The organism is Pseudomonas sp. X10, assembly GCF_054889225.1.
Window position 1 is genome coordinate 1,453,907 of sequence record NZ_CM142677.1, and the last position, 23,573, is coordinate 1,477,479.

Genomic DNA, 23,573 nt, shown 5'->3' on the forward strand with positions numbered 1-23,573 from the left:
ATGCTGCCGTTCTGGATCGCCTTGCAGTTCCTCAGCAGCCTACCGGTGCGCCTGCCGGGCATGCCTGCGCCGGAGCAGATGGGCCGTTCGTTGTTGTTCTATCCCTTGGTGGGGCTGTTGTTCGGTCTGCTGCTCTGGGCCGCCAGTGGCCTCCTGCAAGGCACGGCGGCACCTTTGCACGCGGCCTTGCTGCTAGCGTGCTGGGTGCTGCTCAGCGGCGCCTTGCACTTGGATGGCCTGGCTGACAGTGCCGATGCCTGGTTGGGTGGTTTCGGCGACCGTGAACGTACCTTGCAGATCATGAAAGACCCGCGCAGCGGGCCGATCGCCGTGGTGACCCTGATGGTGGTGTTGCTGCTGAAGTTCTGTGCGCTTTGGGTGCTGGTGGACGTCGGCCAGGGCGCTTTGCTGGTCTTGGCGCCGGTGCTAGGCCGGGCGGCGCTGCTCGGGTTGTTCCTGTGCACTCCCTATGTGCGGCCTGGCGGACTGGGCCAGGCGCTATCGGACCATTTGCCGCGCCGTGCTGGCCCATGGGTGCTGCTGGCCAGTGCGCTGCTGTGCCTTGGCTTAGGCGGCCTGCGGGGCGGTCTTGCGCTGCTGTTGGCGGTCCTGGTGTTCACTTGGTTGCGTTACCTGATGTGTCGTCGCCTGGGCGGCACCACCGGCGATACGGCGGGGGCCTTGGTCGAGTTGCTAGAGCTCGCGGTACTGCTGGGGCTGGCGCTGTAATTTCCGGAAAACCTCTAGGCAATGCCTCCCTGGGTGGGCGGGCGTATGCTTGCCCTCCTTTTTTCACGACGGCCAGGGAGGTCTGCCATGCGTCACTGGATCATCGCCAGTCTGCTTCTGTTGTGCAGCCTTCCCGGGCCGGTGGCCGCCGCTGACCTGATCAGCTTCTGGGACACGCCACGCCATGGCGGCAACAGCTTCAACCGCCTGCCTCCGGACCAAGCCTATTTCGAGGCCCTGAAAGGCTACGGTGCCACTTGGGTGCGCCTGTCCTATGACAAGTGGCAACCCACCGAACGGGATTACCTGCTGGGAAATGCCGATGCCTACAAGGGATTGCCCGAGGCGGACCTGGTGCAACTCCGGCAGGTGCTGGACCATGCCCGTGCCGCCGGCCTCAAGGTGGTGATCGCGCCGCTGTCACTGCCTGGCATGCGTTGGTCCCAGAACAACCAGGGGCTCTTCGATGACCGACTCTGGCAGGACAAGCGTTATCGGACCCAGGCCGCTGCCTTCTGGCGTGACCTGGCGCAAGCCCTCAAGGACCACCCGGCCATCGCCGCCTACAACCTGATCAATGAGCCGGCCCCAGAGCGGCAGGGCGGGTTGATGGAACACGCCAGTGCGCAGCAGATGCGCCAGTGGTATGCCCGTGAGCAAGGCGGTGCCCGGGACCTGCCGGCCCTGTACGGGCAGGTCGTGGCAGCGATCCGTGAAGTCGACCCGTTGACTCCGGTGATGGTCGATGCCGGCTGGTTCGCAGCGGCTGATGCCTTCACCTACTGGCCGGCGCCACTGGCTGACGACAGAGTGCTCTACAGCGTGCACATGTACGAACCCTACGCGGCGACGAGCGCGCCGAACATGAGCCGGCAGAAGCCCTTTGCCTATCCTGGGCCTGTGCCTTTCGGCGGCCAATCCCAGGTCTGGGACGAATCCAGGGTCGGAGAGTACCTGCACCAGCCCCTGCGCTGGGCCGATGCCATGCAGGTACCACGCTCACGCCTGGTAGTTGGGGAGTTCGGCTGCATGCGGCGCCTGCCGGGGTGCCTGCAATACCTTGAAGATGTGCTTGGAGTGCTGGACAAGACCCGTCTGCACTGGGCGTTCTATAGCTTCCGTGAGGACAGCTGGGATGGCATGGACTACGAGCTGGGGTCTGCCAAGGTACCTTGGCGCTACTGGCAGGCCATCGACCAGGGGGCGCCAGACCCGATCGCGCGCAAGGCCACAGCTGAGTTCGAACCGATTCGTCGGCGTCTGCAGCCCTGATCGAGTTGCGTGGAGGGGCACTGGGAACAAATTCCTTGCGGTCTGGCAGATGCGGGTATATACACGTATCCATGTTGACCAGTGAATGCATCTGTACCCATCTGCGTCGTGCTGCCCGTGGCGTGAGCAGGCACTATGACGAAGCCCTTGTCGGCTTCGGCATCAATGTTGCCCAGTTTTCCTTGCTGCGACACCTCCAGCGTCTTGATCAGCCGTGCATTTCCACCTTGGCCGAGTCCATGGGCTTGGACCGCAGTACCCTCGGGCGTAACTTGCGGGTGCTGGAAGCCGACGGCCTGGTGGCCTTGGCCGAGGGCAGGGACCAGCGCAACCGCTTGGTGCTGCTGACCGATCAGGGCAGGGCACGGCTGCAAGCGGCCAAGCCGGCCTGGGAGCAGGCGCAGCAGGAACTGGTCGGTATCCTGGGGGAAGGGCAGCGCGATGAGTTGATCCGTTTGCTGGACCGCTTGGCCTGAAATTGAACGACCAAAAGCGGGTATATACCCGTACAACCTTGCGATGGGCTGGAGAACAACAATGACTTCGGTATGGCGGACCAGCGGCTGGATTCTTCTGGGGGCGGCACTGATTCTGGCGTTGTCGCTTGGCGTACGGCACGGCTTCGGCTTGTTTCTGGCGCCGATGAGTGCCGAGTTCGGTTGGGGGCGTGAAGTGTTCGCCTTCGCCATCGCCTTGCAGAACCTGATATGGGGCTTGGCCCAGCCGTTTGCCGGCGCCCTCGCTGACCGCCTCGGTGCTGCACGCGTGGTGATCGTTGGGGGGATACTCTACGCCGCCGGTCTGGCTCTGATGGGCATGGCGGACTCGGCCTGGTCCCTGTCGCTGAGTGCGGGGCTGCTGATCGGTATCGGTCTGTCCGGTACGTCCTTCTCGGTCATCCTTGGCGTGGTCGGACGTGCGGTGCCGGCGGAGAAGCGCAGCATGGCCATGGGCATCGCCAGTGCCGCCGGATCGTTCGGGCAATTCGCGATGCTGCCGGGCACGCTCGGCCTGATCGGCTGGCTTGGTTGGTCGGCAGCGCTGTTGGTGCTGGGCCTGCTGGTAGCCTTCATCGTGCCACTGGTGGGTTTGCTGCGCGACCGGCCACTGGCGGCCGGGCATGGCGCTGAACAGACTCTGGGCCAAGCCCTGCGCGAGGCGTGCTCGCACTCCGGTTTCTGGCTGTTGGCGCTGGGCTTTTTCGTCTGTGGTTTCCAGGTGGTGTTTATCGGCGTGCACTTGCCGGCCTACCTGGTCGACCAGCACCTGCCGGCGACCATAGGCACCACGGTGTTGGCATTGGTCGGCCTGTTCAATATCGTTGGCACCTACACCGCCGGCTGGCTGGGCGGGCGTATGTCCAAACCGCGCCTGTTGACGGCCCTGTACCTGCTGCGCGCGGTGGTGATCGTGCTGTTCCTGTGGGCGCCGGTGACCGATGTCAGCGCCTACCTCTTCGGTATCGCCATGGGGCTGCTGTGGTTGTCCACCGTACCCTTGACCAACGGCACCGTGGCGACCCTGTTCGGTGTGCGCAACTTGTCCATGCTCGGTGGCATCGTTTTCCTGTTCCACCAATTGGGGGCCTTCCTCGGTGGCTGGCTGGGCGGCGTGGTCTATGACCGCACTGGCAGCTATGACCTGGTCTGGCAGATATCGATTCTGCTCAGCTTGTTGGCGGCCGCCTTGAACTGGCCGGTGCGGGAACGCCCGGTCGCCCGCTTGCAGGCCCAGGCCGCATGAGCGGGCGCATCGGTCGCTGGCTGCTGCTGGCCACTGGGTTGCTGGTGCTGGCGCTGGTCTGGTGGGGATGGCAGCAGGGTGGGCTGGCGCTGATGCAGTTGGGCATGGGCGTGTGTTAGGCGTAACCTGCAAATTCAAGGACCGTTTTGCAGGAGAACGAAGATGCGAGCACGCTGGTTATCGATACCGCTGTTGACCTTGGTCACCGTTGCGTCCAGTTGGGCGGCGGACTGTCCGGCGTTGCTGCAGGGCAGCCTGCCGGAGCTACGTGGCAAGGACCAAGTCGATCTGTGCGAACGTTTCGCCGGTAAACCGCTGGTGGTGGTCAATACCGCCAGCTACTGCGGGTTCGCGCCGCAGTTCGAAGGGCTTGAGGGCGTCTACAAGACGTATCACGACCAGGGCCTGGAAATGCTCGGCGTGCCGTCCAATGATTTCAAGCAGGAGGATGCAGATAGCGAGAAGACCGCCAAGGTCTGCTATGCCAACTATGGCGTGACCTTCACCATGACCAAGGCGCAGCCGGTCCGGGGCAAGGATGCGATTCCCCTGTTCAGCGAGTTGGCCCGGCAGTCCAGCGCGCCCAAGTGGAATTTCTACAAATACGTGGTGGATCGTCGCGGCAAGGTGATCGCCAACTTCTCCAGCCTGACCAAGCCGGATGACCCTGCCTTCACGGCGGCGGTCGAGAAGGCCATTGCTTCCCAACCTTGAGCAGTCTCACGATGGGGGAGCATGGCCACCGGTATGGCCCGGCTACCCTTCATCTGCTGTGCTTGAACCGTAGTCCTGGCTGCCTTAGCCATTCGCCATGCCGTTTGTTTGCAAGGCGTCTCGCTGCTCTGCCCATTTCAGCATCGCGTCCAGTGCCGGGCACAGGGCTTGGCCCCACTCGGTCAGCCGGTACTCGACCTTCGGCGGCACCTGCGGGTATAGCTTGCGCGAGACGATCCCATCCGCTTCTAGGCTTCGCAGCTGTTGCGCCAGCATCTTCTGGGAAATGCCGGGAATGAGTTTTTCGAGGTCTGAATAGCGCTGCACTTTGCCGTCGAAGAGATGGAACAGGATGATCAGTTTCCATCGGCCTTCCAGCAAGCGAAGCACTTCTTCTACGCCGACGGCAGCGGTTGCGGGGGTGTAGGTTTTTCTCATGGGTACGTAACTTACTTTTTTGTGCGTTCTTGATGAATTGCTAGCTTATGAAGAAACTTCTCGTACGGCAATTATCCAAGAGATCACAACCATGAGCCTGACACTGCCCGACTCGATCACCACCTATTTCGAGGTGAGCAATGGCGCTGACCTTGCCCGTCTCACCCACTGCTTTGCCGAGCACGCCACTGTGTTCGACGAGAAGCGCGAGCACCGGGGGCATGAGGCCATCCGTTTGTGGCTGAGCGAGACACGGGAGAAGTTCGAATACCGCGTCGAGCCGTTGAGCGCCGAGCAGGACGGTAGTTGTGTAACGGTTATCGCGAATGTTGTGGGCAACTTCCCCGGTAGCCCGGTCCAGCTCGATCACCGCTTCCGGATGGCTGGCGACAAGATCCAATCTCTGGAGATCCGCTGATGGCCATGGATCTGGAACTGAAAGATAAGCGTGTCCTGGTCACTGCCGGTACCAAAGGGGTCGGCAAGGCTGTTGTCGGGTTGTTTCGCGAGCTTGGAGCCAATGTGCTCGCAACGGCACGGCATCGGTTGGACGATACGCCGCAAGACAGCTTTGTCGCAGCCGACCTCACGACGCTGGAGGGGAGCGAGCGTGTGGTGGAGGCCGTCAATGCCCATCTGGGAGGTGTGGACATCATCGTCCATGTCCTTGGAGGCTCATCGGCGCCAGCCGGAGGCTTCGCCGCGCTTGGCGAAGACGAGTGGCAGCGGGAGCTGAATCTCAACCTGTTTCCGGCCGTACGTCTGGACCGCGCGCTGTTACCCGGGATGCTGGCACAAGGCGCGGGCGTCATCATTCATGTCACCTCGATCCAGCGTGAGTTGCCCCTGCCGGAAGCGACCACGGCCTACGCGGCGGCCAAGGCCGCACTCTCGACCTACAGCAAGAGCTTGTCGAAGGAGGTTTCGCCCAAAGGCGTCCGTGTGGTGCGCGTAGCGCCTGGGTGGATCGAAACAGAAGCCTCCGTGGCGCTTGCCGAACGCCTCGCCGAAGAGGCTGGCACCGACTATGAAGGTGGCAAGCAGATCATCATGAAGGCGCTTGGTGGCATTCCGGTGGGGCGGCCATCCAGTCCTGCCGAGGTGGCCAGCCTCATCGCTTTCTTGGCTTCTGGGCTTGCAGCAACGATCACGGGCACGGAATACGTCATAGATGGTGGGACCATTCCTACGGTCTAGTTGGTTGGGATCCTACGTAAAAATGAGAAAACCGCCACGAGGGCGGTTTTCATTTGGGGCTGAGCAGGGTTAGAAGCGGTAGGTGAGGGATGCACCGACGCCGTGAGCGCTGTTTTCGTATTTGGCCTGGTAGCTGCCTTTGCTCGCATTAGCCTGGTTGACCTTGGTGTCTTCTTCCCACAGGTAGGAATAGGCGACGTCGATGGTCATGTCTTCGGTCGGGCTCCATCCGGCACCGACGCTGAAAATCTTGCGGTCGCCGGTCGGGATGCGTGGCGAGCGGTCATGGTTGTTGGTCGGCGACTGGTCGACGGTGAAGCCGGTGCGCAGGGTCCACTCCTTGTTCACCTTGTAGGACGCGCCAATGGCGTGGGCCCAGGTGTCGTGCCAGTTCTGCTCTTCGCTGATGGTCTCGAACGGTGAGCCAACCAGTGGGCCGGGCACATCGTTCTGCACAGTGATGTCTTTCAGGCGGCTCCAGCGGGTCCAGGTGCTGCCCGCGTACAGGGTCCACTGGTCGTCCAGCTCATGGGTGACCGAGAAGTCCACCGATTCCGGTGTCTTGATCTTCAGGGTGGCGTCGAACTTGCTGCCATCGTAGGGGCCGATCAGTGGCGTGCTGACCCGAGTCTTGCCCTCGAGCTTGTAATCGACCATCGAGTGGTAGGTCAGGCCGAGGCGAGTACGATCGGTGGCTTGGACCAGGATGCCGATGTTGTAGCCGACAGCGGTGTCGTCGCCCTTGATCTTCACTTCACCGTCATTGCTGCCAGGCGTGAACGGGTTGATCAGGCTGGAACCCAGTTCACCCTTGATACGGTTGATGGTCGGGCCGAAACCGATCGAAACTTTGTCGTTGAAGGCATAGCTGACGGTGGGCTGGAAGGTGATGACCTCGACGTGGCTCTTCTTGCCCCAGTACCGTGCGGCATCATCGCTGCCGTAGTCGGTGACCAGGCCGAAAGGTACGTATACGCCGAAACCGACGCTCCAGTGTTCATTCAGTGGCTTGACGTAGTAGCCCATGGGCACACCGACGACCGGAACCATGTCTCCGTCAGTCTCTCCCCCCAGGTTGCTGCCGCCCTTGATATCGGACTTGGCGATCACGGCCGCGCCGCCCACGGTGACTTGCTCGCGCTTGAGGCGCGACATACCGGCAGGGTTGCCATAGATAGTGCTTGCATCATCGGCAGCGGAAGAACGTCCCGCGAAACCTGTCCCCATACCGCTGACACTCTGCTCGTTGAGGGCGAAACCGCTGGCGAACAATTGGCAGGATGCGAGTGCGACGGCAATGCCGAGAGAGGTTTTGAGCATTACTTTTTTCATTATTAGAACTCCTTGGGATCTCCGAGGCGAAAGCTATCAACATTTCGCTTGGCGCGCTATAGGCGGAATCGCAGGAGATAGAGCGGTTTTGTAGGACAATCCTACCAAGATTGAAGGAAATTTCTGATTCGAATGCGATCTGCTCTCAGCACGCCTGGGAGGTGATCGGGTCGATACAGGTATGCCAGGCCTGGGTAAAGTCGCGCAGACGCCCCTGGGGATTGAATGCCTGGCGCCAGATGCGCGCCAGGCCCAGTAGGTCATCGGCCGCCGGCAGGGGAGTGGCCTGCTCCTCGATGAGCATCCAGGCGATGGCAGTGGCATAGCGTAGGTTGACGGTCAGTTCCAGATGCGGACCACAGAGGAAAGCGTGCTGACTGGCCAGGCCGCGGACCAGGCTGGCCAGTTCGGGGTCGCGTGCGAGGAATTCGTCCCATAATGAATTGTGACGGGACTCGCCGATTCGATAGAGGCCATGGCCGCGTCGGTCATGCAGTGCCGAGCCCAGCGCCGACTGGCTGGCGGCGACGCCGAGCAGCAAGGCTTCGGCACTGGCGCAGTGGCGACCCAGATAAAGCAGGGTCGGGCGGATCACGTATTGGCTCAACTCGTTCGCAGCGATACCCATGGTGCCCTCGAACTGAATAAGTCCGACGGGCGCTGGAGCTTGGCAGCTGGTGAGTGGTCAGGCCCGCCGGAAGCGGCATAGGCCGCTAGAGTTGAAGTGTAGTGTGATAATCATGATGTAAAGGACTGTTTTTAAATCGATTGCGGCAGGGGAGGTCTTGCCTATATGCCTTGAGGCAATTACCAGTTCTGAGGAGCGGGCTTGTTTGAAGGCGTGCCTGACTTGATGTCAGGCCATCGATGAGCCGCTCTGTGCGGCCCAACGCGGCACAAGGCACGCTTCGATAACGGTCTGGCTGCTCCCGATTGCCGCGAGCGACGCGCGTGTTACGCGGTCAGCGACTGGCGGGTACGTTCGATGACCGCCTGCAGCGGTTCGGCCCTGTTGTACTGCTCCGGGTACAGGCGTTCGCTGTGGCAGGCAATGCCATGCTCGTCGACCAGGGTGAAGCTGAAGCTGCCCTTGCGGGGAGCCAGGATCAGGCAGTTCAAGGGAGCGAAGGCCTGGGATAGGGTGCGAACGGCAACCTGAAAGTGATTATGGTGAGTCATAGTTATTAGATGTTCCTGCAATAGACACGGATTCGAGCCGTGCACGATAAAAACGTTCCAGTAACGCCGGGATTTAGTCTGGGCGCAGAACCTGTCTGGAACAGGGCAGCCAGTTGGGCGCATTGAAAGTAGGAGCGCTGGGCTGACTGGTAGGTACGTGGGAAGGCAGGCAACACGCCAGGGCAAAGGTTCTATGCCACCGGGTGAAGGTCCTGATCAATTTGCCGGGTGGTTCGCGCTGGGGCAGCCTGTGGGCGCCGAGGGAACCATCGAGTGGGCCGGTCCTGGTTTCAGCAGGGGTTGTTCGATTAGGAAGGAACAAAATCCTGCAAGGACTGCTTTGGCCAGAATTGACTTTCAGCTTGGTACTAACGGCGGCCACCCTACAGCAAATACCAGGGTTTGGCAAGTACGTGGGGCTTTTAACGCGCCGAGCCGTGCAGTATGGCCTTTCTTGCCTAGTGTGTGAAGAGGGGAGGGAGGATAGCAATAGCGCCGATGTGCTGATTTCGTGCATCGATATGTCATTTTCTGGTGCGCTTGTTCCCCTATGGAGCAGCACTTGTAATGGCTTTGCAACAGCCTACCGAAACCTCGCCAATGACTTGGCTCAATGCGTAAGTCAATGAAAAAAAACACTAATTTTTGCTGGTGAAAAAATCGTCAGTTTGACTTCGGCCCCCATTCCATAGGGGTTTGCGGGCTCCCTAAGGGGGTTGTCCACCGAGTTATCCACAGCTTCTGTGGATTGTCCCGAGCGCTTGCTCTAGGACGGGCGTGCCAGGATTTTGCGGTCTGTCCTACAATCGGTTCGACGATTTCCCAGGTAGTAATCGGTCAGTCCAAAGCGTCAAGAAAAAATCATGTAAATTTTTTGCGACGGTGAGGACTTCGCCGGGCCATCGCTGGAAAAAAGGAGTAGAGTGGCGCGCCTCTCGAGTTGCCTCCCCTGTTTGCCATGAAGTTCCGCGGTAAGAATCCAGCTTTTCTCCCAGCGTCCACTCCTGTGCCTGATGCCAAGCGCTTTTCCATGAAAGTGGCCTTGTGGCTGCTCGATAGCCCACGCCTGGGCGACAAGCCCAGCGTCAAGCATTTTGCCGGACGCCTGCTCAAGCAACCGGCGCGTGAGGGCGTGGTGGTGGCCCAGAGCCGCCTCGGGCAGATGCTCTGTCGTGACTGTGGCAACGCCCGTGACCGTCGTATCGGCCATGAGCTGTTGCGCCAGGCGGCCCGTGCCGGCGACCGGCGCGCGCAGTTGGAATACGGGCGCTTGTGCGCCCAGGCGCAGTTGAATGAGCCCGCTCAGGCCCGCTACTGGCTGGAGTTGGCCGCCGCCCAGGGCTCGCAGGAAGCGCGCCGCTTGCTCGGGCAATTGTTCCCCGGTTGAGGCCGCGCAGGCACGGGGCTGATAAGCTGCAGCCATGATTCTTGGTGATTGTTCGGAGTAACTATGGCGGTGGATCTGGCCAGCATTCTGTTGGGCTTCGTGGCAGCAGCGGTGCCATGCCTGGGTTGGGTGTTGCAGGGGCAGCGCCGCTTGGCGATGCGACAGGCCGAGATGGCCCTGCTCGAAGAGCGCCTTAACAGTGCGCAATTGGCCCAGGAAGGCCTGCAGGCCCAGCTCGAAGCCAGCCGCGACGAGATCAGCGACCTCAGCGAGGCCAACGCTGCCAAGCAGGCCACCCTGGCCGCCCAGGGTCGCGAGCTGGAACTGCTGCAAATCGACCGCGACAACGCCCGCGACGCGGCCCACGCCTGGCAACTGGAGCGCACCGCCCGGGAAGCCGAGCTACGCCGCCTGGAGGCCCAGGCCGCGAGCCTCACTGCCGAACTGCGCGAACAGCAGGAAAGCCACCAGCAACGCCTGGAAGACCTGCAGGCAGCCCGTGACACTCTGCGCGCGCAGTTCGCTGAGATGGCCACGAAGATCTTCGATGAGCGCGAGCAGCGTTTTGCCCAGACCAGCCAGCAAAACCTTGGGCAGTTGCTCGATCCGCTGAAGGAGCGCATCCAGGCTTTTGAGAAGCGTGTCGAGGAGAGCTACCAGCAGGAGGCCCGCGAACGTTTCTCCCTGGGCAAGGAACTGGAGCGCCTACAGCAACTGAACTTGCGCCTGAGCGACGAAGCCACCAACCTGACCCAGGCACTCAAGGGCCAGAAGACCCAGGGCAACTGGGGCGAGCTGATTCTCGAGCGAGTGCTGGAGCATGCCGGGCTGGAGAAAGGGCGCGAGTACCAGACCCAGGTCAGCCTCAAGAGCGCCGATGGCGAGCGCTTCCAGCCCGACGTACTGATCATGCTGCCTGGCGGCAAGCAGGTGGTGGTCGACGCCAAGGTCAGCCTCACCGCCTACCAGCAGTTCGTCGGCGACAACGACAGTGAGCGCGCCCAGGCGGCGCTCAAGCAGCACGTGCTGTCCTTGCGCAATCATGTAAAGGGCTTGTCCGGCAAGGACTACAGCCGTCTTGAAGGTTTGCACAGCCTGGACTTCGTGCTGCTCTTCGTGCCTATCGAGGCGGCCTTCTCGGCGGCCCTGCAGGCTGAGCCTAACTTGTTCCAGGAAGCCTTCGACCGGCAGATCGTCATCGTCAGCCCGACTACTCTGCTGGCCACCTTGCGGGTCATCGACAGCCTGTGGAAGCAGGAGCGCCAGAGCCAGAATGCCCGGGAGATCGCCGAACGCGCCGGCTGGTTGTACGATAAGTTCGTGTTGTTCATTCAGGACCTGGACGAACTGGGCGCCCGCCTGCAGCAAGTGGACAAAGCCTACGCTGCCGCTCGCAACAAGCTGTGCGAGGGCCGAGGCAACCTGATCAGCCGCAGCGAACAACTCAAGCTGCTCGGCGCCCGGGCCAGCAAGAGCCTGCCGGCCGAGCTGCTCGAACGCGCCCTGAGTGACGCCGCGCTCACTGAACCAGGCTCAGATGCCGATTGAGCAGGGCACGCAAGGCCGCTGGCTTGACCGGCTTGGCCAGGTAATCGAGGCCGGCGGCATGGACCTGGGCAATGGTTTCGTTGCGCCCGTCGGCGCTGATCACCACGCCTGGCACTGGCTCGCCCAGCCGGGTGCGTAGCCAGGCCATCAGTTCGGTACCGATCTCGCCGTCATCCAGGTGATAGTCCACCAACGCCAGGTGCGGGCGCAGGCCTTTGCCTAGCAAGGCCTCGCATTCCTCACGGTTGCGTGCCGTCCAGACTTGGCAGCCCCAGCGGCTGAGCAGGCTGTTCATGCCGATCAGAATGCTGTCCTCGTTGTCGACGCATAGCACCTGCAGGCCGGCCAGCGGTTGCCCGGCCTGTTCTACCGGTGCGCTTGGCGTGGACGCGGTGCTGCTGGCCAGTGGCACGCTGACACGAAACACGCTGCCTTTGCCCGGCCAGGAACGTACCTCCAGTTGATGGCCGAGCACCCGGCACAAGCCGTCGGCGATGGCTAAGCCCAGGCCCAGGCCCTTTTCGGCACGGGTCTGGTGGCTGTCTAGGCGTTTGAACTCCTCGAAGATCACCTGCAGCTTGTCGTCGGCGATGCCTGGGCCGCGGTCCCAGACTTCCAACCACAGGCGTCCGCCCTGCCGGCGTGCGCCAAGCAGAATTGGGCTCTTGCCATAGCGCAGGGCGTTGGTCAGGAAATTCTGCAGGATGCGCCGCAGCAGTTTCATGTCGCTGTGCACTCGTAGGCGGCTGCCACGCAGACGGAACTCCAGGCCTTTCTGCTGGGCCAGCGCCTTGAACTCGGCGCCGAGGGTGTCGAACAGCTCGTTGAGGGCGAAGGGCTTGGCGTCCGGTGTGATCTTGCCGTTTTCCAGGCGCGAGATGTCCAGCAGGTCGCTGATCAGCTCTTCGGCCGAACGTAGCGAGCTGTCCATGTGCTGCACCAGTTGCAGGGCTTCTTCCGAAAGCTCTTCGCCTTGCTGTGAAAGGGCGGCGGAGAACAGCCGGGCGGCATTCAGCGGTTGCATCAGGTCGTGGCTGACGGCGGCGAGGAAGCGGGTCTTGGACTGGCTGACCGCTTCGGCGTGGCTCTTGGCTTCGCTCAGCGCCTGGTTGAGCTGGGACAGCTCGTGGGTCCGCTCGGCGACTCGCTGCTCCAGTCCTTCATTAGCTTCCTTGAGCGCCTGTTCGGCTTCGCGGAACGGGGTGATGTCGGTGAAACTCATGACAAAGCCGCCACCGGGCATGGGATTGCCGATCAGCTCGATGACCCTGCCATTGGGGAACAGGCGTTCGGAGGTGTGGGCGCGGCCCTGGCGCATCCAGTGCAGACGCCGGGCCACGTGGACCTGGGCTTCCCCCGGGCCGCACAGGCCGCGCTCGGCGTTGTAGCGGATGATGTCGGCGATCGGCCGGCCAACGCTGATCAGCCCGTCCGGGTAGTTGAACAGCTCCAGGTAGCGGCGGTTCCAGGCCACCAAGTGCAGGTTCTGGTCGACCACGCTGATGCCCTGGTTGATGTTCTCGATGGCGCCTTGCAGCAGAGCGCGGTTGAACTGCAGCACCTCCGAGGCTTCGTCGGCGATGCGCACCACGTCTTCGAGCTGCATGTCGCGGCCTTCGATCGCCGCCTTGACCACCGCGCGGGTCGAGGAAGTGCCCAGCACGCCAGCGAGCAGGCGTTCGGTATGTTCGATCCAGTCGCCGTCGGCGTTCTGGTTGGGGTTGAAACCCTTGCCTTGGCGGTAAGCGAAGCGGATGAAACTCTGCCGGGCACGCTCTTCGCCGACGAAGCGGGCGGCCAGCTTGAGCAGGTCGTCGATCTGCACCGCCAGCAAGGGTCGACTGCTGGGGCGGGCGCTGGTCTGCTGGCCAATGAAACGGCCAGCCTGCCAGTGCTCCGAGACCCGCGTGCGCGACAGGATCGAGACCCAGGCGAACAAGGTGAAATTGCCCGCCAGCGACAGCACCACGCCCTGGGTCAGCGGAGTGATCGGCAGGTTCAATGGGTTGCCATGCAGCCAGGCCAGGCCAGGGAACAGGTCCAGCGACCAACTCAGGCTATGGGCCGCGATCGGCAACACCAGGGTGTAGAACCACAGGAAGATCCCCGCCGCCAGGCCGGCGAACACGCCTCGGCGGTTGGCTTGCTTCCAGTACAGGGCCCCGAGCATGGCCGGGGCCAATTGCGTCACGGCAGCGAAGGCGATCTGGCCGATGGTCGCAAGGCTCGCGGTGGAGCCGAGCAAGCGGTAGCTGACGTAGGCGAGCAGAAGGATGACCACGATGGTCACCCGGCGCACCGACAGCATCCAGTGACGGAACACTTCGAAGGGCCGCTCGGCGTTCTTGCGGCGCAGCAGCCAGGGCAGCAGCATGTCGTTGGAGACCATCGTCGACAGCGCCACGGCCTCGACGATCACCATGCCGGTGGCGGCCGATGCACCGCCGATGAAGGCCAGCAGGGCCAGGCTTGGGTGCGATTCGGCCAGGGGCAGGCTGATGACGAAGGAGTCGGAGATCACCGCACCCGGCAGCAGCATCTGCCCGGCCAGGGCGATCGGCACCACGAACAGGGCGGCCAGAGCGAGGTAGGCTGGGAACACCCAGCGCGCCAAGCGCAGGTCCTGAGCTTCGATGTTCTCCACCACGGTGACATGGAACTGCCGTGGCAAGCAGATGATCGCCATCATCGCCACCATGGTCTGCACCACCATCGATGGCCAGTTGATGGTTTCCTGCCAATAGCTGTCCAGGTGCGGGGACTGGCGAGCCTGGGTGAACAGGTCGTCGAAGCCGTCATAGAGGTTGAAGACCACGAAGGCACCGACGGCAAGGAAGGCCAGCAACTTGACCAGGGACTCGAAGGCGATCGCCAGGACCATCCCACGGTGGTGCTCGGTGACGTCCAGGCTGCGGGTACCGAAGACGATGCTGAACAACGCCAGCACCAGCGACACCACTAGGGCTGTGTCCTGCACCCGGCTCCCGGTGGCGTCGGCGTTGGCACCGATCAGCAGGTTGACGCCGAGGACGATGCCCTTGAGCTGCAGGGCGATGTAGGGCAGTACGCCGACCAGGCAGATCAGTGCCACCACTACTGCCAGGGTCTGTGACTTGCCGTAGCGGGCGGCGATGAAGTCGGCGATGGAGGTGATGTTCTGCTGCTTGCTGATCAGCACCATCTTCTGCAGCACCCAAGGGGCGAACAGCAACAGCAGCACTGGGCCCAGATAGATCGGCAGGAACGCCCAAAGCTGCTCGGCGGCCTGGCCGACGGCGCCGAAGAACGTCCAGCTGGTGCAATACACCGCCAGCGACAGGCTGTAGACCCAGGCACGCAGGCGCGGCGGCAACGGCGTGCTGCGGCGGTCGCCGTAGAAGGCGATGGCGAACATGATGGCCATATAGGCCAGGGCGACCACGGCGATCAGCCCGCTGGACAACGACATGACAACTCCGGAGCAAAAAATGCGGCCGCCCGCGTAGCGGCGAATCCCGATCAATCAGTCTGGCACGGCGTTTGCGCTTCGTCAGCGCCGACGATGGTAGCAGTGGCAGAGCGTCGCAGGCACCCAGCATCTGGCGGGGGACGCTGCCGATGCAATGAACAGCGCCAGGATAGTGCTTGAGGGACGTGAGCATTGCACGTCCTTGTTAGGGCAGGCTTGGTGCCGGTGGGCAAGACTATGCCGATGGCGAAGCGGGGTATCAATATCTGTAAAACAGATAACTTATAGAGAAAATACCCGTTATATAGATATTCTTTCTGGACATAAGATGCTTCCACCTTTCACAAGGACAGGAGCCACACCGATGCCATGCACCCAGACCCGTACTTCCGCGTTTCGCCCGCTGAACCAACTCGCGCATCCGCGGGAGGTGATCCGTCAGTTCACTCCCAATTGGTTCGCCGCGACCATGGGGACTGGTGTGCTGGCGCTGGCGTTGAAGCAAGTCGAGGTGCCGGCGCTGGCCTCCTTGGCGGAGGGGCTGTGGTGGTTGACCATCGGGCTTTTCGTGCTGTTCAGCGTTCTGTATGGCGCGCGTTGGGTGTTGTTCTTCGATGAGGCGCGGAGGATCTTCGCCCATTCCACCGTATCGATGTTCTTCGGCACCATCCCCATGGGCCTGGCCACCATCCTTAATGGCGGCCTGCTGTTCGGCCTGGCGCGCTGGGGCGAGGGCGTGCTGCCCTGGATCGAGTTGCTCTGGTGGCTGGACGTTGGTCTGGCCCTGCTGTGCGGGGTGGCCATTCCTTACCTGATGTTCACCCGTCAGGAGCACAGCATCGACCAGATGACCGCAGTCTGGCTGCTGCCGGTGGTGGCGGCGGAAGTCGCCGCGGCCAGTGGTGGATTGCTGGCGCCGCACCTGGCCGATGTCCACCGGCAATTCCTGGTGCTGATCACCAGCTACGTGCTCTGGGCCGTGTCGTTGCCGGTGGCCTTCAGCATCCTCACCATCCTCATGTTGCGCATGGCCTTGCACAAGTTGCCACCGGCCAACATGGCCGCCTCGAGTTGGCTGGCCCTGGGGCCGATCGGCACTGGGGCATTGGGCATGCTGCTGCTCGGTGGTGATGCTCCGGCGATCTTCGCCGCCAACGGCCTGGGTACACTCGGTGAAATCGCGCGGGGCATTGGCTTGATCGCCGGCATCGTGCTCTGGGGCGCGGGCTTGTGGTGGTTGCTCACGGCAGTGCTGATCACTTTGCGCTACATGCGTCATGGCATGCCCTTCAACCTCGGCTGGTGGGGCTTTACCTTTCCGCTCGGGGTGTACAGCCTGGCGACCCTGAAGCTGGCGGCTTGGCTAGGTCTGGGCTTCTTCCAGGGCATGGGCCACCTGCTGGTGGCGGCGCTGGCACTGCTCTGGCTGCTGGTAGCCAGCCGTACCCTGCAAGGTGCCTGGCGCGGCGAGCTGTTCGTATCGCCGTGCATTGCCGGGGTTGGGCTGCGAAATCAGTAGGCGCCAGAGGCAGGGCCGCTGTCATTGCCAATCAAGGCCATTCAAGTGCAGATTGTGGCTTTGCAGGCCTTGCATGCCTCCAACCATAAAAGCCCTACTCAGGTACACGGACGATGAGTCACCCCTCGCAATTCACATTGCTCGGCAAGCGACGTTTCCTGCCGTTCTTCATCACCCAATCGCTGGGTGCCTTCAATGACAACCTGTTCAAGCAATCGCTGATCCTGGCGATCCTTTACAAGCTCAGCGTCGAAGGCGACCGCTCGATCTTGGTCAATCTCTGTGCCTTGTTGTTCATCCTGCCGTTCTTTCTGTTTTCGGCCCTGGCCGGGCAGTTTGGCGAGAAGTTCGCCAAGGACGCCCTGATCCGGGCAATCAAGCTGGCAGAGATCGTCATCATGGCTATCGGTGCGGTCGGTTTCGTCACCAATCACCTGGCGTTGATGCTGCTGGCGCTGTTCGCCATGGGTACCCATTCGGCGCTATTCGGTCCGGTGAAGTACTCGATCCTGCCCCAGACCCTGCGCGAAGAGGAGTTGGTGGGTGGCAATGGTTTGGTGGAGATGGGCACCTTCCTGGCGATCCTGGCCGGCACCATCGGTGCCGGGGTGATGATGTCCAGCGCCGACTATGCCACGGTGGTGGCAGGCGCCGTGGTCGGGGTGGCCGTGCTCGGCTACCTGGCCAGTCGCTGGATTCCCCGTGCCGCTGCCGCCGCGCCGCAGATGAAGCTGAACTGGAACATCTTCAGCCAGTCCTGGGCCACCTTGCGCCTGGGCCTGGGCCAGACACCGGCGGTGTCGCGCTCGATCGTCGGCAATTCCTGGTTCTGGTTCGTCGGCGCCATCTACCTGACCCAGATTCCGGCCTATGCCAAGGATTGGTTGCACGGTGACGAAACCGTGGTGACCCTGGTGCTGACCCTGTTCTCGGTGGGTATCGCGCTGGGGTCGCTGCTGTGTGAACGGCTCAGTGGGCGCAAGGTGGAGATCGGCCTGGTGCCGTTCGGCTCCTTTGGCTTGACCCTGTTCGGCCTGCTTTGGTGGTGGCATTCCGGCGATGTACCGGCGGCAGCCGAGCCCCATGACTGGCTGGCCCTGCTGGGCATGGCGCAGGCCTGGTGGATCCTAGTGGCGATCCTTGGCCTGGGCGTCTTCGGTGGCTTCTATATCGTGCCGCTGTATGCCCTGATCCAGGCGCGCACCGTCGAAGACCAGCGTGCCCGGGTGATCGCCGCGAACAACATTCTCAACGCGTTATTCATGGTGGTGTCGGCCATCCTCACCATCGTCTTGCTGAGCTTGGCCGAGTTGTCGATCCCGCAGCTGTTCCTGGTGGTCTCGCTGCTGAACATCGCGGTCAACGCCTATATCTTCAAGATCGTCCCCGAGTTCACCATGCGTTTCATGATCTGGCTGCTCAGCCATTCAATGTACCGGGTCGAGCACCGAGACTTGGAGCGCATCCCGGACGAGGGCGCGGCGCTGTTGGTATGCAACCACGTGTCCTTTGTCGACGCCTTGCTGATCGGCGGGGCTATTCGCCGTCCTGTGCGTTTCGTCATGTACTACAAAATCTACCGTCTGCCGGTGCTGAACTTCGTCTTCCGCACTGCCGGTGCCGTCCCGATTGCTGGGCGCAGCGAGGATGAGGCGACCTATGAACGAGCCTTCGCCCGGATCGCCGAGTACCTGGCGGCGGGCGAGCTGGTGTGCATCTTCCCCGAGGGCAAGCTGACCACCGATGGCGAGATCGACGCCTTCAGAGGCGGAGTCAGCCGCATCCTCAGTGAAACACCGGTGCCAGTGATCCCGCTGGCCTTGCAGGGGCTATGGGGAAGTTTCTTCAGCCGCGACCCGGCCAAGGGCTTCTTCCGTCGCCTATGGTCGCGGGTGACCCTGGTGGCGGGCGATCCCGTGGACGTAGCGGCTGCGCAGCCGGATGCGCTGCGCGAGCGGGTCAATGCCCTGCGCGGCAGCGCGCGCTGAACGCAAGGGACGAGCTGGCGTTGGACTGGGAAAGAAAGGTCAGCTGGCGCTGACCTTGAGCCCGATCAGGCCGGTAACGATCAGTGCCACGCTGGCCAGGCGGACCAGGGCCATCGACTCACCGAACAGGATGATGCCAGCGATCACCGTGCCCACGGCGCCGACACCGGTCCAGATGGCATAGGCGGTGCCCAGCGGCAGTTCTTTCATGGCCAAGCCCAGCATGCCAAGGCTGATGGCCATGGCCGCGACTGTCAGTACAGTGGGAAGCGGGCGTGTGAAGCCGTCGGTGTACTTGAGGCCGACCGCCCAGCCGACCTCGAACAGGCCGGCGAAGAACAAGATGATCCAGGACATGATGGGTCTCCATCGCAAGTGATGGGGCCGTCCCCGGATCGTTCACGCAGTGCGTCGTGAGGCCGTCCTCACAGTGCGCACTATAGTGCACATTTGCCGATGCCGGGGCAAGCTTCCGGGATTAACGGTCCACCAGTGCGCTGTCCGGCGATGCGGGCGCGGGCTCCTCCATACGGCGGAACCAAGTGGAGAGCAAGGCCCCGGAGATGTTGTGCCAGACGCTGAACAGTGCGCTGGGTACTGCCGCCAGCGGCGAGAAGTGCGCGCTGGCCAGGGCGGCGCCGAGCCCGGAGTTCTGCATACCGACCTCCAGGGCCAGGGACTTGCGCTGGGCCAGCGGCAGCTTGCACAACTTGCCCGTGATATAGCCGAGCAGGAAACCGAAGCCGTTGTGCAGCACGACCACGGCCATGATCAACAGGCCAGACTCGGCGATCTTCGCCTGGCTCGCGGCGACCACGGCGCAGACGATCATCACGATACTGACTACCGAGACCAGTGGCAGCACCTGCACCGCCAACTGCACCCGGGCCCCGAGCAGGCGCTGGGCCAGCACCCCGAGAATGATCGGCAGCATCACCAACTGCAGGATCGACCAGAACATGTCCATGAAGGACACCGGTAGCCATGCCGAGGCCAGCAGCCAGATCAGTGCCGGGGTCAGCAGTGGCGCGAGCAGGGTGGTGACGGCGGCGATGGCCACGGCCAGGGCCAGGTCACCCTTGGACAGCCAGACCATCACATTGGAGGCGGTGCCGCTCGGGCAGCAGCCGACCAGGATCACGCCCACGGCGATTTCCGGCGGCAGTTGGAACAGCTGACAGAGCAGCCAGGCCACGCCGGGCATGATCACGAAATGCGCTACCACCCCAAGGGCCACGCGCCAGGGTTGGCGGGCCACGGCGGCGAAGTCGTCGAGCTTGAGAGTCAGACCCATGCCGAACATGACCAGGCCCAGCAGCGGCACGATCGCGCTTTTCAGGCCGATGAACCACTGCGGCTGGAGAAAGGCCAGGCAGGCGAACAACAGCACCCACAAGGCAAAGGTATTGCCGACGAAACGGCTGAGGGCGGCGAGGGCACGCAACGGGAAAACCTCCGGTTTTCAGCTTCAAGTTGTAAGCTTCTAGCTGCAAGTAAAAGCAGTGCGCGGTGGCCCTCGCTCTTTCTTGCAGCTTATAGCTTCAGACGCCTTGTGGGATCTCTTCACCACCCAAGGCTTCGAACAGCGCCGGCAGGAACTCGGCGAAGGTCAGCATCATCAGGGTGAAGCTGGCATCGAGTTGGCCCAGGGCTTCGTCGCCGCCGTCCTGTTCAGCCTGGTCCTGCAGCAGCTCTTCGAACTTGAGGCGTTTGATGACCATCTTGTCGTCGAGCACGAACGACAGTTTGTCTTGCCAGGCCAGGGCCAGTTGAGTGACGACCTTGCCGGTGCCCAGGTGCAACTGGATCTCGTCGCTGGTCAGGTCCTGGCGCTTGCAACGGACGATGCCGCCGTCTTCGTGGGTGTCGCGCAGTTCGCACTCGTCCAGTACGTGGAAGTCCGGGGCCGCCTGCTGCGATTTGACCCAGTCAGTCATGGTCGCGCTCGGGGCGATCTTCACTGAGACCGGGCGCACCGGCAGTGAGCCCATCACTTCGCGCAGGGTCGAGAGCAGGTCTTCGGCGCGCTTGGCGCTGGCCGAGTTGACCAGGATCAGGCCCTGGCGCGGGGCGATGGCGGCGAAGACCATCGAGCGGCGGATGAAAGCGCGCGGCAGGAAGGCCTGGATGATCTCATCCTTGATCTGGTCACGTTCCTTTTTATAGACCTTGCGCATTTGCTCGGTCTCGATCTCGTCGACCTTCTCCTTGACCGCGTCGCGCACGACGCTGCCTGGCAGGATGCGCTCTTCCTTGCGCGCGGCGATCAACAGGAAGTCGCCGCTGACATGAACCAATGGAGCATCTTCACCCTTGCCGAACGGCGCGACGAAGCCATAGGTGGTCAACTCCTGGCTGGCGCAGGGGCGTGCTGGCTTGCTGGCCAGGGCGGTTTCCAGTGCTTCTGGATCGAACGAAATGTCCTGAGTCAGGCGGTAGGTCAGCAGGTTCTTGAACCACATGGGGTGAATCTCTCCTTAATGCATAAGGAGGGCATTATTCTCTGATGGGGGCTTTCAGGCCAACCCCGCTAGGTCTTTGAAAGGCCTGAAAAAAAAATTTAAAAAAGTGCTTGCCAGGGTGGCGGGTGCTCCGTAGAATGCGCGCCACACCGAGACGATGGGTGATTAGCTCAGCCGGGAGAGCATCTGCCTTACAAGCAGAGGGTCGGCGGTTCGATCCCGTCATCACCCACCACTTCTCAGTGTATCGCGCAGCGGTAGTTCAGTCGGTTAGAATACCGGCCTGTCACGCCGGGGGTCGCGGGTTCGAGTCCCGTCCGCTGCGCCATATCCAAGCTTCCAGGGCCCACTGAACACCCGGAAGCTACAAGAAAGCGGCCTTTGGCCGCTTTTTTCGTTTCTGGACTCCACAGGAGTCTCCCGCCGGGCATGGTTTCTCGAGTACGCCGCGCGGGCAGTGCTTTTGGCGATCCTGCGTCCCCCAATGCCCTGCATTGGCTCGTCTCGGCACCCCTTGCCCAAAGTCTGTATAATCCGCGCCTGTTCGCTCCGGAGCCATCGGCTTTTGGTGCAGAACTTATCTTCCGGCTAATGCCGGCCATTGCTGCAAGCACCGGGCTCAACGTGCTAGCGCACGCTTTGCCTTCAGACTTGGAGCGCCCTTTGCGTTCCGTCTCTTGCCAGCCCTCACGATCACAACCCAGCGGACCGCTGTCCGTTGCCTCCTGCCTGTCAGGAGCCCCGGGTTGTTTTGCGCCTGCCGATTGCGGTCTTTCATTACGTCTGTGATGACTGTGGCGCATATAAAGGAGAAAGGAATGTTCCAACTTTCCACCCCCACTGTCTTGTTGCTTCTGCTTTTTTTCTATGGCCTGACCTTTTTGGTGTCATTGCGCGTGGGTCGCAAGGACGAAAATGTCGACGGCTATATGGTTTCCAACAACTCGATTGGTTTTGGCATGGCGGCTGCCAGCATGACCGCTACCTGGATCTGGGCCGCCTCATTCTACGCGGCTGCCAGTTCCGGCTATAAATTCGGTATTTCCGGCGCGCTGCATTACGGCTTCTGGGGTGCGTTGATGATTTTATTCATCTACCCCTTTGGCCGGCGCTTCCGCGCACTGGCACCCAAGGCCCACACCCTCGCGGAGATCATGCATGCCCGGCATGGGCGTTCCAGTCAGATGATCCTGGCAGGCTCCAATATCGTCGGCAGTATGATCAGTTTGATGGTCAACTTCACCGCCGCTGGCGCCCTGGTCGCCGTGCTGTCGCCATTGAGTTTTATTCACGGGGTGCTCATCGCCGGTTTCGGGATTCTGGGTTACACCATCTGGTCAGGCTTTCGCTCTTCAGTCCTGACTGACTTTGGCCAGTTGTTCGCAATGATCTTCGCCGCCGTGGTGATTATCCCCATTATTTTCTTCCAGCTCGGCGGGCCGGAACTCTTCACCCAGGGCATGCCGAAGATTTCTGCGGAGCAAGCCAGCTTTTATTCGAAAACCGCCATCCTGGAGCAGGGCGCGCCCTATTTCGTTGCTGTGTTGGCGTACGCCATCGGCAACCAAACCATTGCCCAGCGCTTGTTTGCGGTGCGTGAAGACTTGATGAAGTCGACCTTCGTCACCGCCACCATTGGTTACGCGTCGATTGTGATTGGCCTGGGCATGCTGGGTTTCCTGGCTTTGCTGGCCGGTGTGCAGCCGGTGGATGGCGACTTGAACAACCTGATCCCGCAAATGGCCTCGACCTACCTGCCACCGTTCGCAGTCGGGTTGTTTTTCATCATGGTGATCGGTTCGCTGTCGTCGACCGCCGATTCGGATTTGTCGGCGCTGTCCGCATTGGTAATGACGGACATCTATGGCAAGAACCTGGTCAAAGGTAAGCCAAACCCCAAGACCATGTTGTTCGTAGGGCGCTTGACCATGGTCGTTGCGACGATGCTGGCCGTGGTGTTCGCCAGCCTCAAGTTGGACATCCTGACCATGCTCATCTTCGTGGGCGCGTTATGGGGCGCTATCGTGTTCCCGGTCATCGCCAGCCTGTATTGGGGGCGGATCACCAATGCCGCCTTTACCAGTGCGGCCTTCGCAGGCTTTTTGATGTTTCTGGTCTCGCGCTTCGAATTGCTTGAGTTGCAAGGCGCAGTGGCCCTGTTCTTCGAGCTGTTCGCCTCGATTGGTGGCGGGGTAGTGATTGGCTTGATGGTCTTTGGCTTCTTCGGACGCAAGGCCGGGTTCACTTTGGGCGGGCTCGCGTTTTTGATTCTGGCGCCTTTCGCGTTCGGCTTTTTGCGCGATTACCCGGTATTGCTCAGTTCGCTCACGGCCTATGGCGTCAGCACAGTGGTTTGTGTGGTGGTGAGCCTGATGTCCAACGAAAACTTCGATTTTGACTGCATCAACGAACGTGTCGTGGCTTTCCACCACAGCGTCGATTCCGCCACTGAAGATAAAGGAGCTTCCCCATGTCCAGTTTTGCATTGACCTTGTATGTATTGATCTGGCCTGCAATCGCGGCTGCGGTGATGATCACCTTGTGCGTCAGCTTGTACCGAGATATGCGCAAGGCCAAACGTGACGGCACCGACTTGGTGTAAGCCCATTCGATGTGC

Annotated in this window: 22 protein-coding genes and 2 tRNA genes; 16 read left to right on the forward strand and 8 right to left on the reverse strand. The window is 61.9% G+C overall.

The annotated features are described in order from the left end of the window. The 6 genes from ACYU03_RS06780 (at nt 1) to ACYU03_RS06805 (ending at nt 4,458) form a co-directional block, all read left to right on the forward strand. Nucleotides 1-729, forward strand: a complete 729-nt coding sequence (locus ACYU03_RS06780) for an adenosylcobinamide-GDP ribazoletransferase (RefSeq protein ID WP_461889120.1) — start codon at nt 1-3, stop codon at nt 727-729. A gap of 87 nt (nt 730-816) precedes the next feature. Beyond that, nucleotides 817-2,001, forward strand: a complete 1,185-nt coding sequence (locus ACYU03_RS06785; protein WP_461889122.1) for a glycoside hydrolase family 5 protein — start codon at nt 817-819, stop codon at nt 1,999-2,001. Between the two features lie 71 nt (nt 2,002-2,072). Beyond that, nucleotides 2,073-2,477 (forward strand): MarR family winged helix-turn-helix transcriptional regulator, encoded by a 405-nt coding sequence (locus tag ACYU03_RS06790; protein ID WP_461889123.1) that lies wholly within the window; start codon nt 2,073-2,075, stop codon nt 2,475-2,477. A gap of 61 nt (nt 2,478-2,538) precedes the next feature. Next, nucleotides 2,539-3,744: an MFS transporter gene (locus ACYU03_RS06795; RefSeq protein WP_461889125.1), complete on the forward strand. Its 1,206-nt coding sequence runs from the start codon at nt 2,539-2,541 to the stop codon at nt 3,742-3,744. Beyond that, the gene (locus tag ACYU03_RS06800; protein WP_461889127.1) at nt 3,741-3,863 is read left to right on the forward strand and encodes a hypothetical protein; all 123 of its coding nucleotides are present in this window, start codon (nt 3,741-3,743) and stop codon (nt 3,861-3,863) included. Before ACYU03_RS06795 ends, ACYU03_RS06800 begins: the two co-directional genes overlap by 4 nt. 43 nt (nt 3,864-3,906) lie before the next feature. After that, nucleotides 3,907-4,458: a glutathione peroxidase gene (locus ACYU03_RS06805; protein ID WP_461889129.1), complete on the forward strand. Its 552-nt coding sequence runs from the start codon at nt 3,907-3,909 to the stop codon at nt 4,456-4,458. Nucleotides 4,459-4,542: 84 nt separating this feature from the next. Here the strand turns inward: ACYU03_RS06805 and ACYU03_RS06810 are convergent, their stop codons facing one another. Continuing rightward, the gene (locus ACYU03_RS06810) at nt 4,543-4,896 is read right to left on the reverse strand and encodes a winged helix-turn-helix transcriptional regulator (RefSeq protein WP_461889131.1); all 354 of its coding nucleotides are present in this window, start codon (nt 4,894-4,896) and stop codon (nt 4,543-4,545) included. 91 nt (nt 4,897-4,987) lie between these two features. Between ACYU03_RS06810 and ACYU03_RS06815 the strand changes: the two genes are divergently transcribed. Together ACYU03_RS06815 and ACYU03_RS06820 are read left to right on the forward strand one after the other, a co-directional pair. Beyond that, the gene (locus tag ACYU03_RS06815) at nt 4,988-5,314 is read left to right on the forward strand and encodes a nuclear transport factor 2 family protein (protein WP_461889133.1); all 327 of its coding nucleotides are present in this window, start codon (nt 4,988-4,990) and stop codon (nt 5,312-5,314) included. Further along, on the forward strand, nt 5,314-6,093 hold the full coding sequence (locus ACYU03_RS06820) for an SDR family oxidoreductase (protein WP_461889135.1): 780 nt from the start codon (nt 5,314-5,316) through the stop codon (nt 6,091-6,093). The genes ACYU03_RS06815 and ACYU03_RS06820 overlap by 1 nt, the downstream gene beginning before the upstream one ends. Before the next feature lie 69 nt (nt 6,094-6,162). Here the strand turns inward: ACYU03_RS06820 and ACYU03_RS06825 are convergent, their stop codons facing one another. From ACYU03_RS06825 to ACYU03_RS06835, 3 genes are all read right to left on the reverse strand, one after another. Next, nucleotides 6,163-7,425 (reverse strand): OmpP1/FadL family transporter, encoded by a 1,263-nt coding sequence (locus ACYU03_RS06825; RefSeq protein ID WP_461889137.1) that lies wholly within the window; start codon nt 7,423-7,425, stop codon nt 6,163-6,165. 145 nt (nt 7,426-7,570) lie between these two features. Next, nucleotides 7,571-8,053, reverse strand: coding sequence for a hypothetical protein (locus ACYU03_RS06830; RefSeq protein ID WP_461889139.1), 483 nt, complete (start codon nt 8,051-8,053; stop codon nt 7,571-7,573). A gap of 326 nt (nt 8,054-8,379) precedes the next feature. Beyond that, nucleotides 8,380-8,604, reverse strand: a complete 225-nt coding sequence (locus ACYU03_RS06835) for a hypothetical protein (RefSeq protein ID WP_461889141.1) — start codon at nt 8,602-8,604, stop codon at nt 8,380-8,382. 958 nt (nt 8,605-9,562) lie between these two features. On the opposite strand from ACYU03_RS06835, the gene ACYU03_RS06840 reads away from it, so the two are divergent. Both ACYU03_RS06840 and ACYU03_RS06845 read left to right on the forward strand, forming a co-directional pair. After that, on the forward strand, nt 9,563-9,991 hold the full coding sequence (locus ACYU03_RS06840; RefSeq protein WP_461889142.1) for a tetratricopeptide repeat protein: 429 nt from the start codon (nt 9,563-9,565) through the stop codon (nt 9,989-9,991). Between the two features lie 177 nt (nt 9,992-10,168). Next, nucleotides 10,169-11,539 (forward strand): DNA recombination protein RmuC, encoded by a 1,371-nt coding sequence (locus ACYU03_RS06845; protein WP_461891409.1) that lies wholly within the window; start codon nt 10,169-10,171, stop codon nt 11,537-11,539. On the opposite strand, the gene ACYU03_RS06850 is transcribed toward ACYU03_RS06845, so the two are convergent. Next, nucleotides 11,511-14,987 carry a hybrid sensor histidine kinase/response regulator gene (locus tag ACYU03_RS06850; RefSeq protein WP_461889144.1) on the reverse strand — a complete coding sequence of 1,159 codons (3,477 nt, stop codon included), beginning with the start codon at nt 14,985-14,987 and terminating at the stop codon, nt 11,511-11,513. The two genes, ACYU03_RS06845 and ACYU03_RS06850, sit on opposite strands and share 29 nt — an antisense overlap. 364 nt (nt 14,988-15,351) lie before the next feature. On the opposite strand from ACYU03_RS06850, the gene ACYU03_RS06855 reads away from it, so the two are divergent. Together ACYU03_RS06855 and ACYU03_RS06860 are read left to right on the forward strand one after the other, a co-directional pair. Beyond that, nucleotides 15,352-16,506 (forward strand): TDT family transporter, encoded by a 1,155-nt coding sequence (locus tag ACYU03_RS06855; RefSeq protein ID WP_461889146.1) that lies wholly within the window; start codon nt 15,352-15,354, stop codon nt 16,504-16,506. A gap of 113 nt (nt 16,507-16,619) precedes the next feature. After that, nucleotides 16,620-18,494: an MFS transporter gene (locus ACYU03_RS06860; RefSeq protein ID WP_461889148.1), complete on the forward strand. Its 1,875-nt coding sequence runs from the start codon at nt 16,620-16,622 to the stop codon at nt 18,492-18,494. Between the two features lie 39 nt (nt 18,495-18,533). On the opposite strand, the gene sugE is transcribed toward ACYU03_RS06860, so the two are convergent. The 3 genes from sugE to rdgC form a co-directional block, all read right to left on the reverse strand. Next, complete coding sequence (gene sugE / locus ACYU03_RS06865; RefSeq protein WP_461889150.1) at nt 18,534-18,851, reverse strand: quaternary ammonium compound efflux SMR transporter SugE; 318 nt, start codon at nt 18,849-18,851, stop codon at nt 18,534-18,536. A 121-nt stretch (nt 18,852-18,972) separates the two neighbouring features. Beyond that, nucleotides 18,973-19,938 carry a bile acid:sodium symporter family protein gene (locus tag ACYU03_RS06870; protein ID WP_461889152.1) on the reverse strand — a complete coding sequence of 322 codons (966 nt, stop codon included), beginning with the start codon at nt 19,936-19,938 and terminating at the stop codon, nt 18,973-18,975. A 97-nt stretch (nt 19,939-20,035) separates the two neighbouring features. Next, entirely contained in the window at nt 20,036-20,956 is a 921-nt protein-coding gene (rdgC, locus tag ACYU03_RS06875; protein WP_461889154.1) for a recombination-associated protein RdgC, read from the reverse strand. Between the two features lie 159 nt (nt 20,957-21,115). Here rdgC and ACYU03_RS06880 point away from each other — a divergent pair. From ACYU03_RS06880 to ACYU03_RS06895, 4 genes are all read left to right on the forward strand, one after another. Further along, nucleotides 21,116-21,191, forward strand: a tRNA-Val gene (locus ACYU03_RS06880). Between the two features lie 16 nt (nt 21,192-21,207). Then, nucleotides 21,208-21,284, forward strand: a tRNA-Asp gene (locus ACYU03_RS06885). Between the two features lie 490 nt (nt 21,285-21,774). Continuing rightward, nucleotides 21,775-23,445, forward strand: a complete 1,671-nt coding sequence (locus tag ACYU03_RS06890) for a sodium:solute symporter family transporter (RefSeq protein WP_461889156.1) — start codon at nt 21,775-21,777, stop codon at nt 23,443-23,445. After that, the gene (locus ACYU03_RS06895; RefSeq protein ID WP_461889158.1) at nt 23,427-23,558 is read left to right on the forward strand and encodes a putative transporter small subunit; all 132 of its coding nucleotides are present in this window, start codon (nt 23,427-23,429) and stop codon (nt 23,556-23,558) included. The genes ACYU03_RS06890 and ACYU03_RS06895 overlap by 19 nt, the downstream gene beginning before the upstream one ends. Nucleotides 23,559-23,573 lie beyond the last annotated feature (15 nt).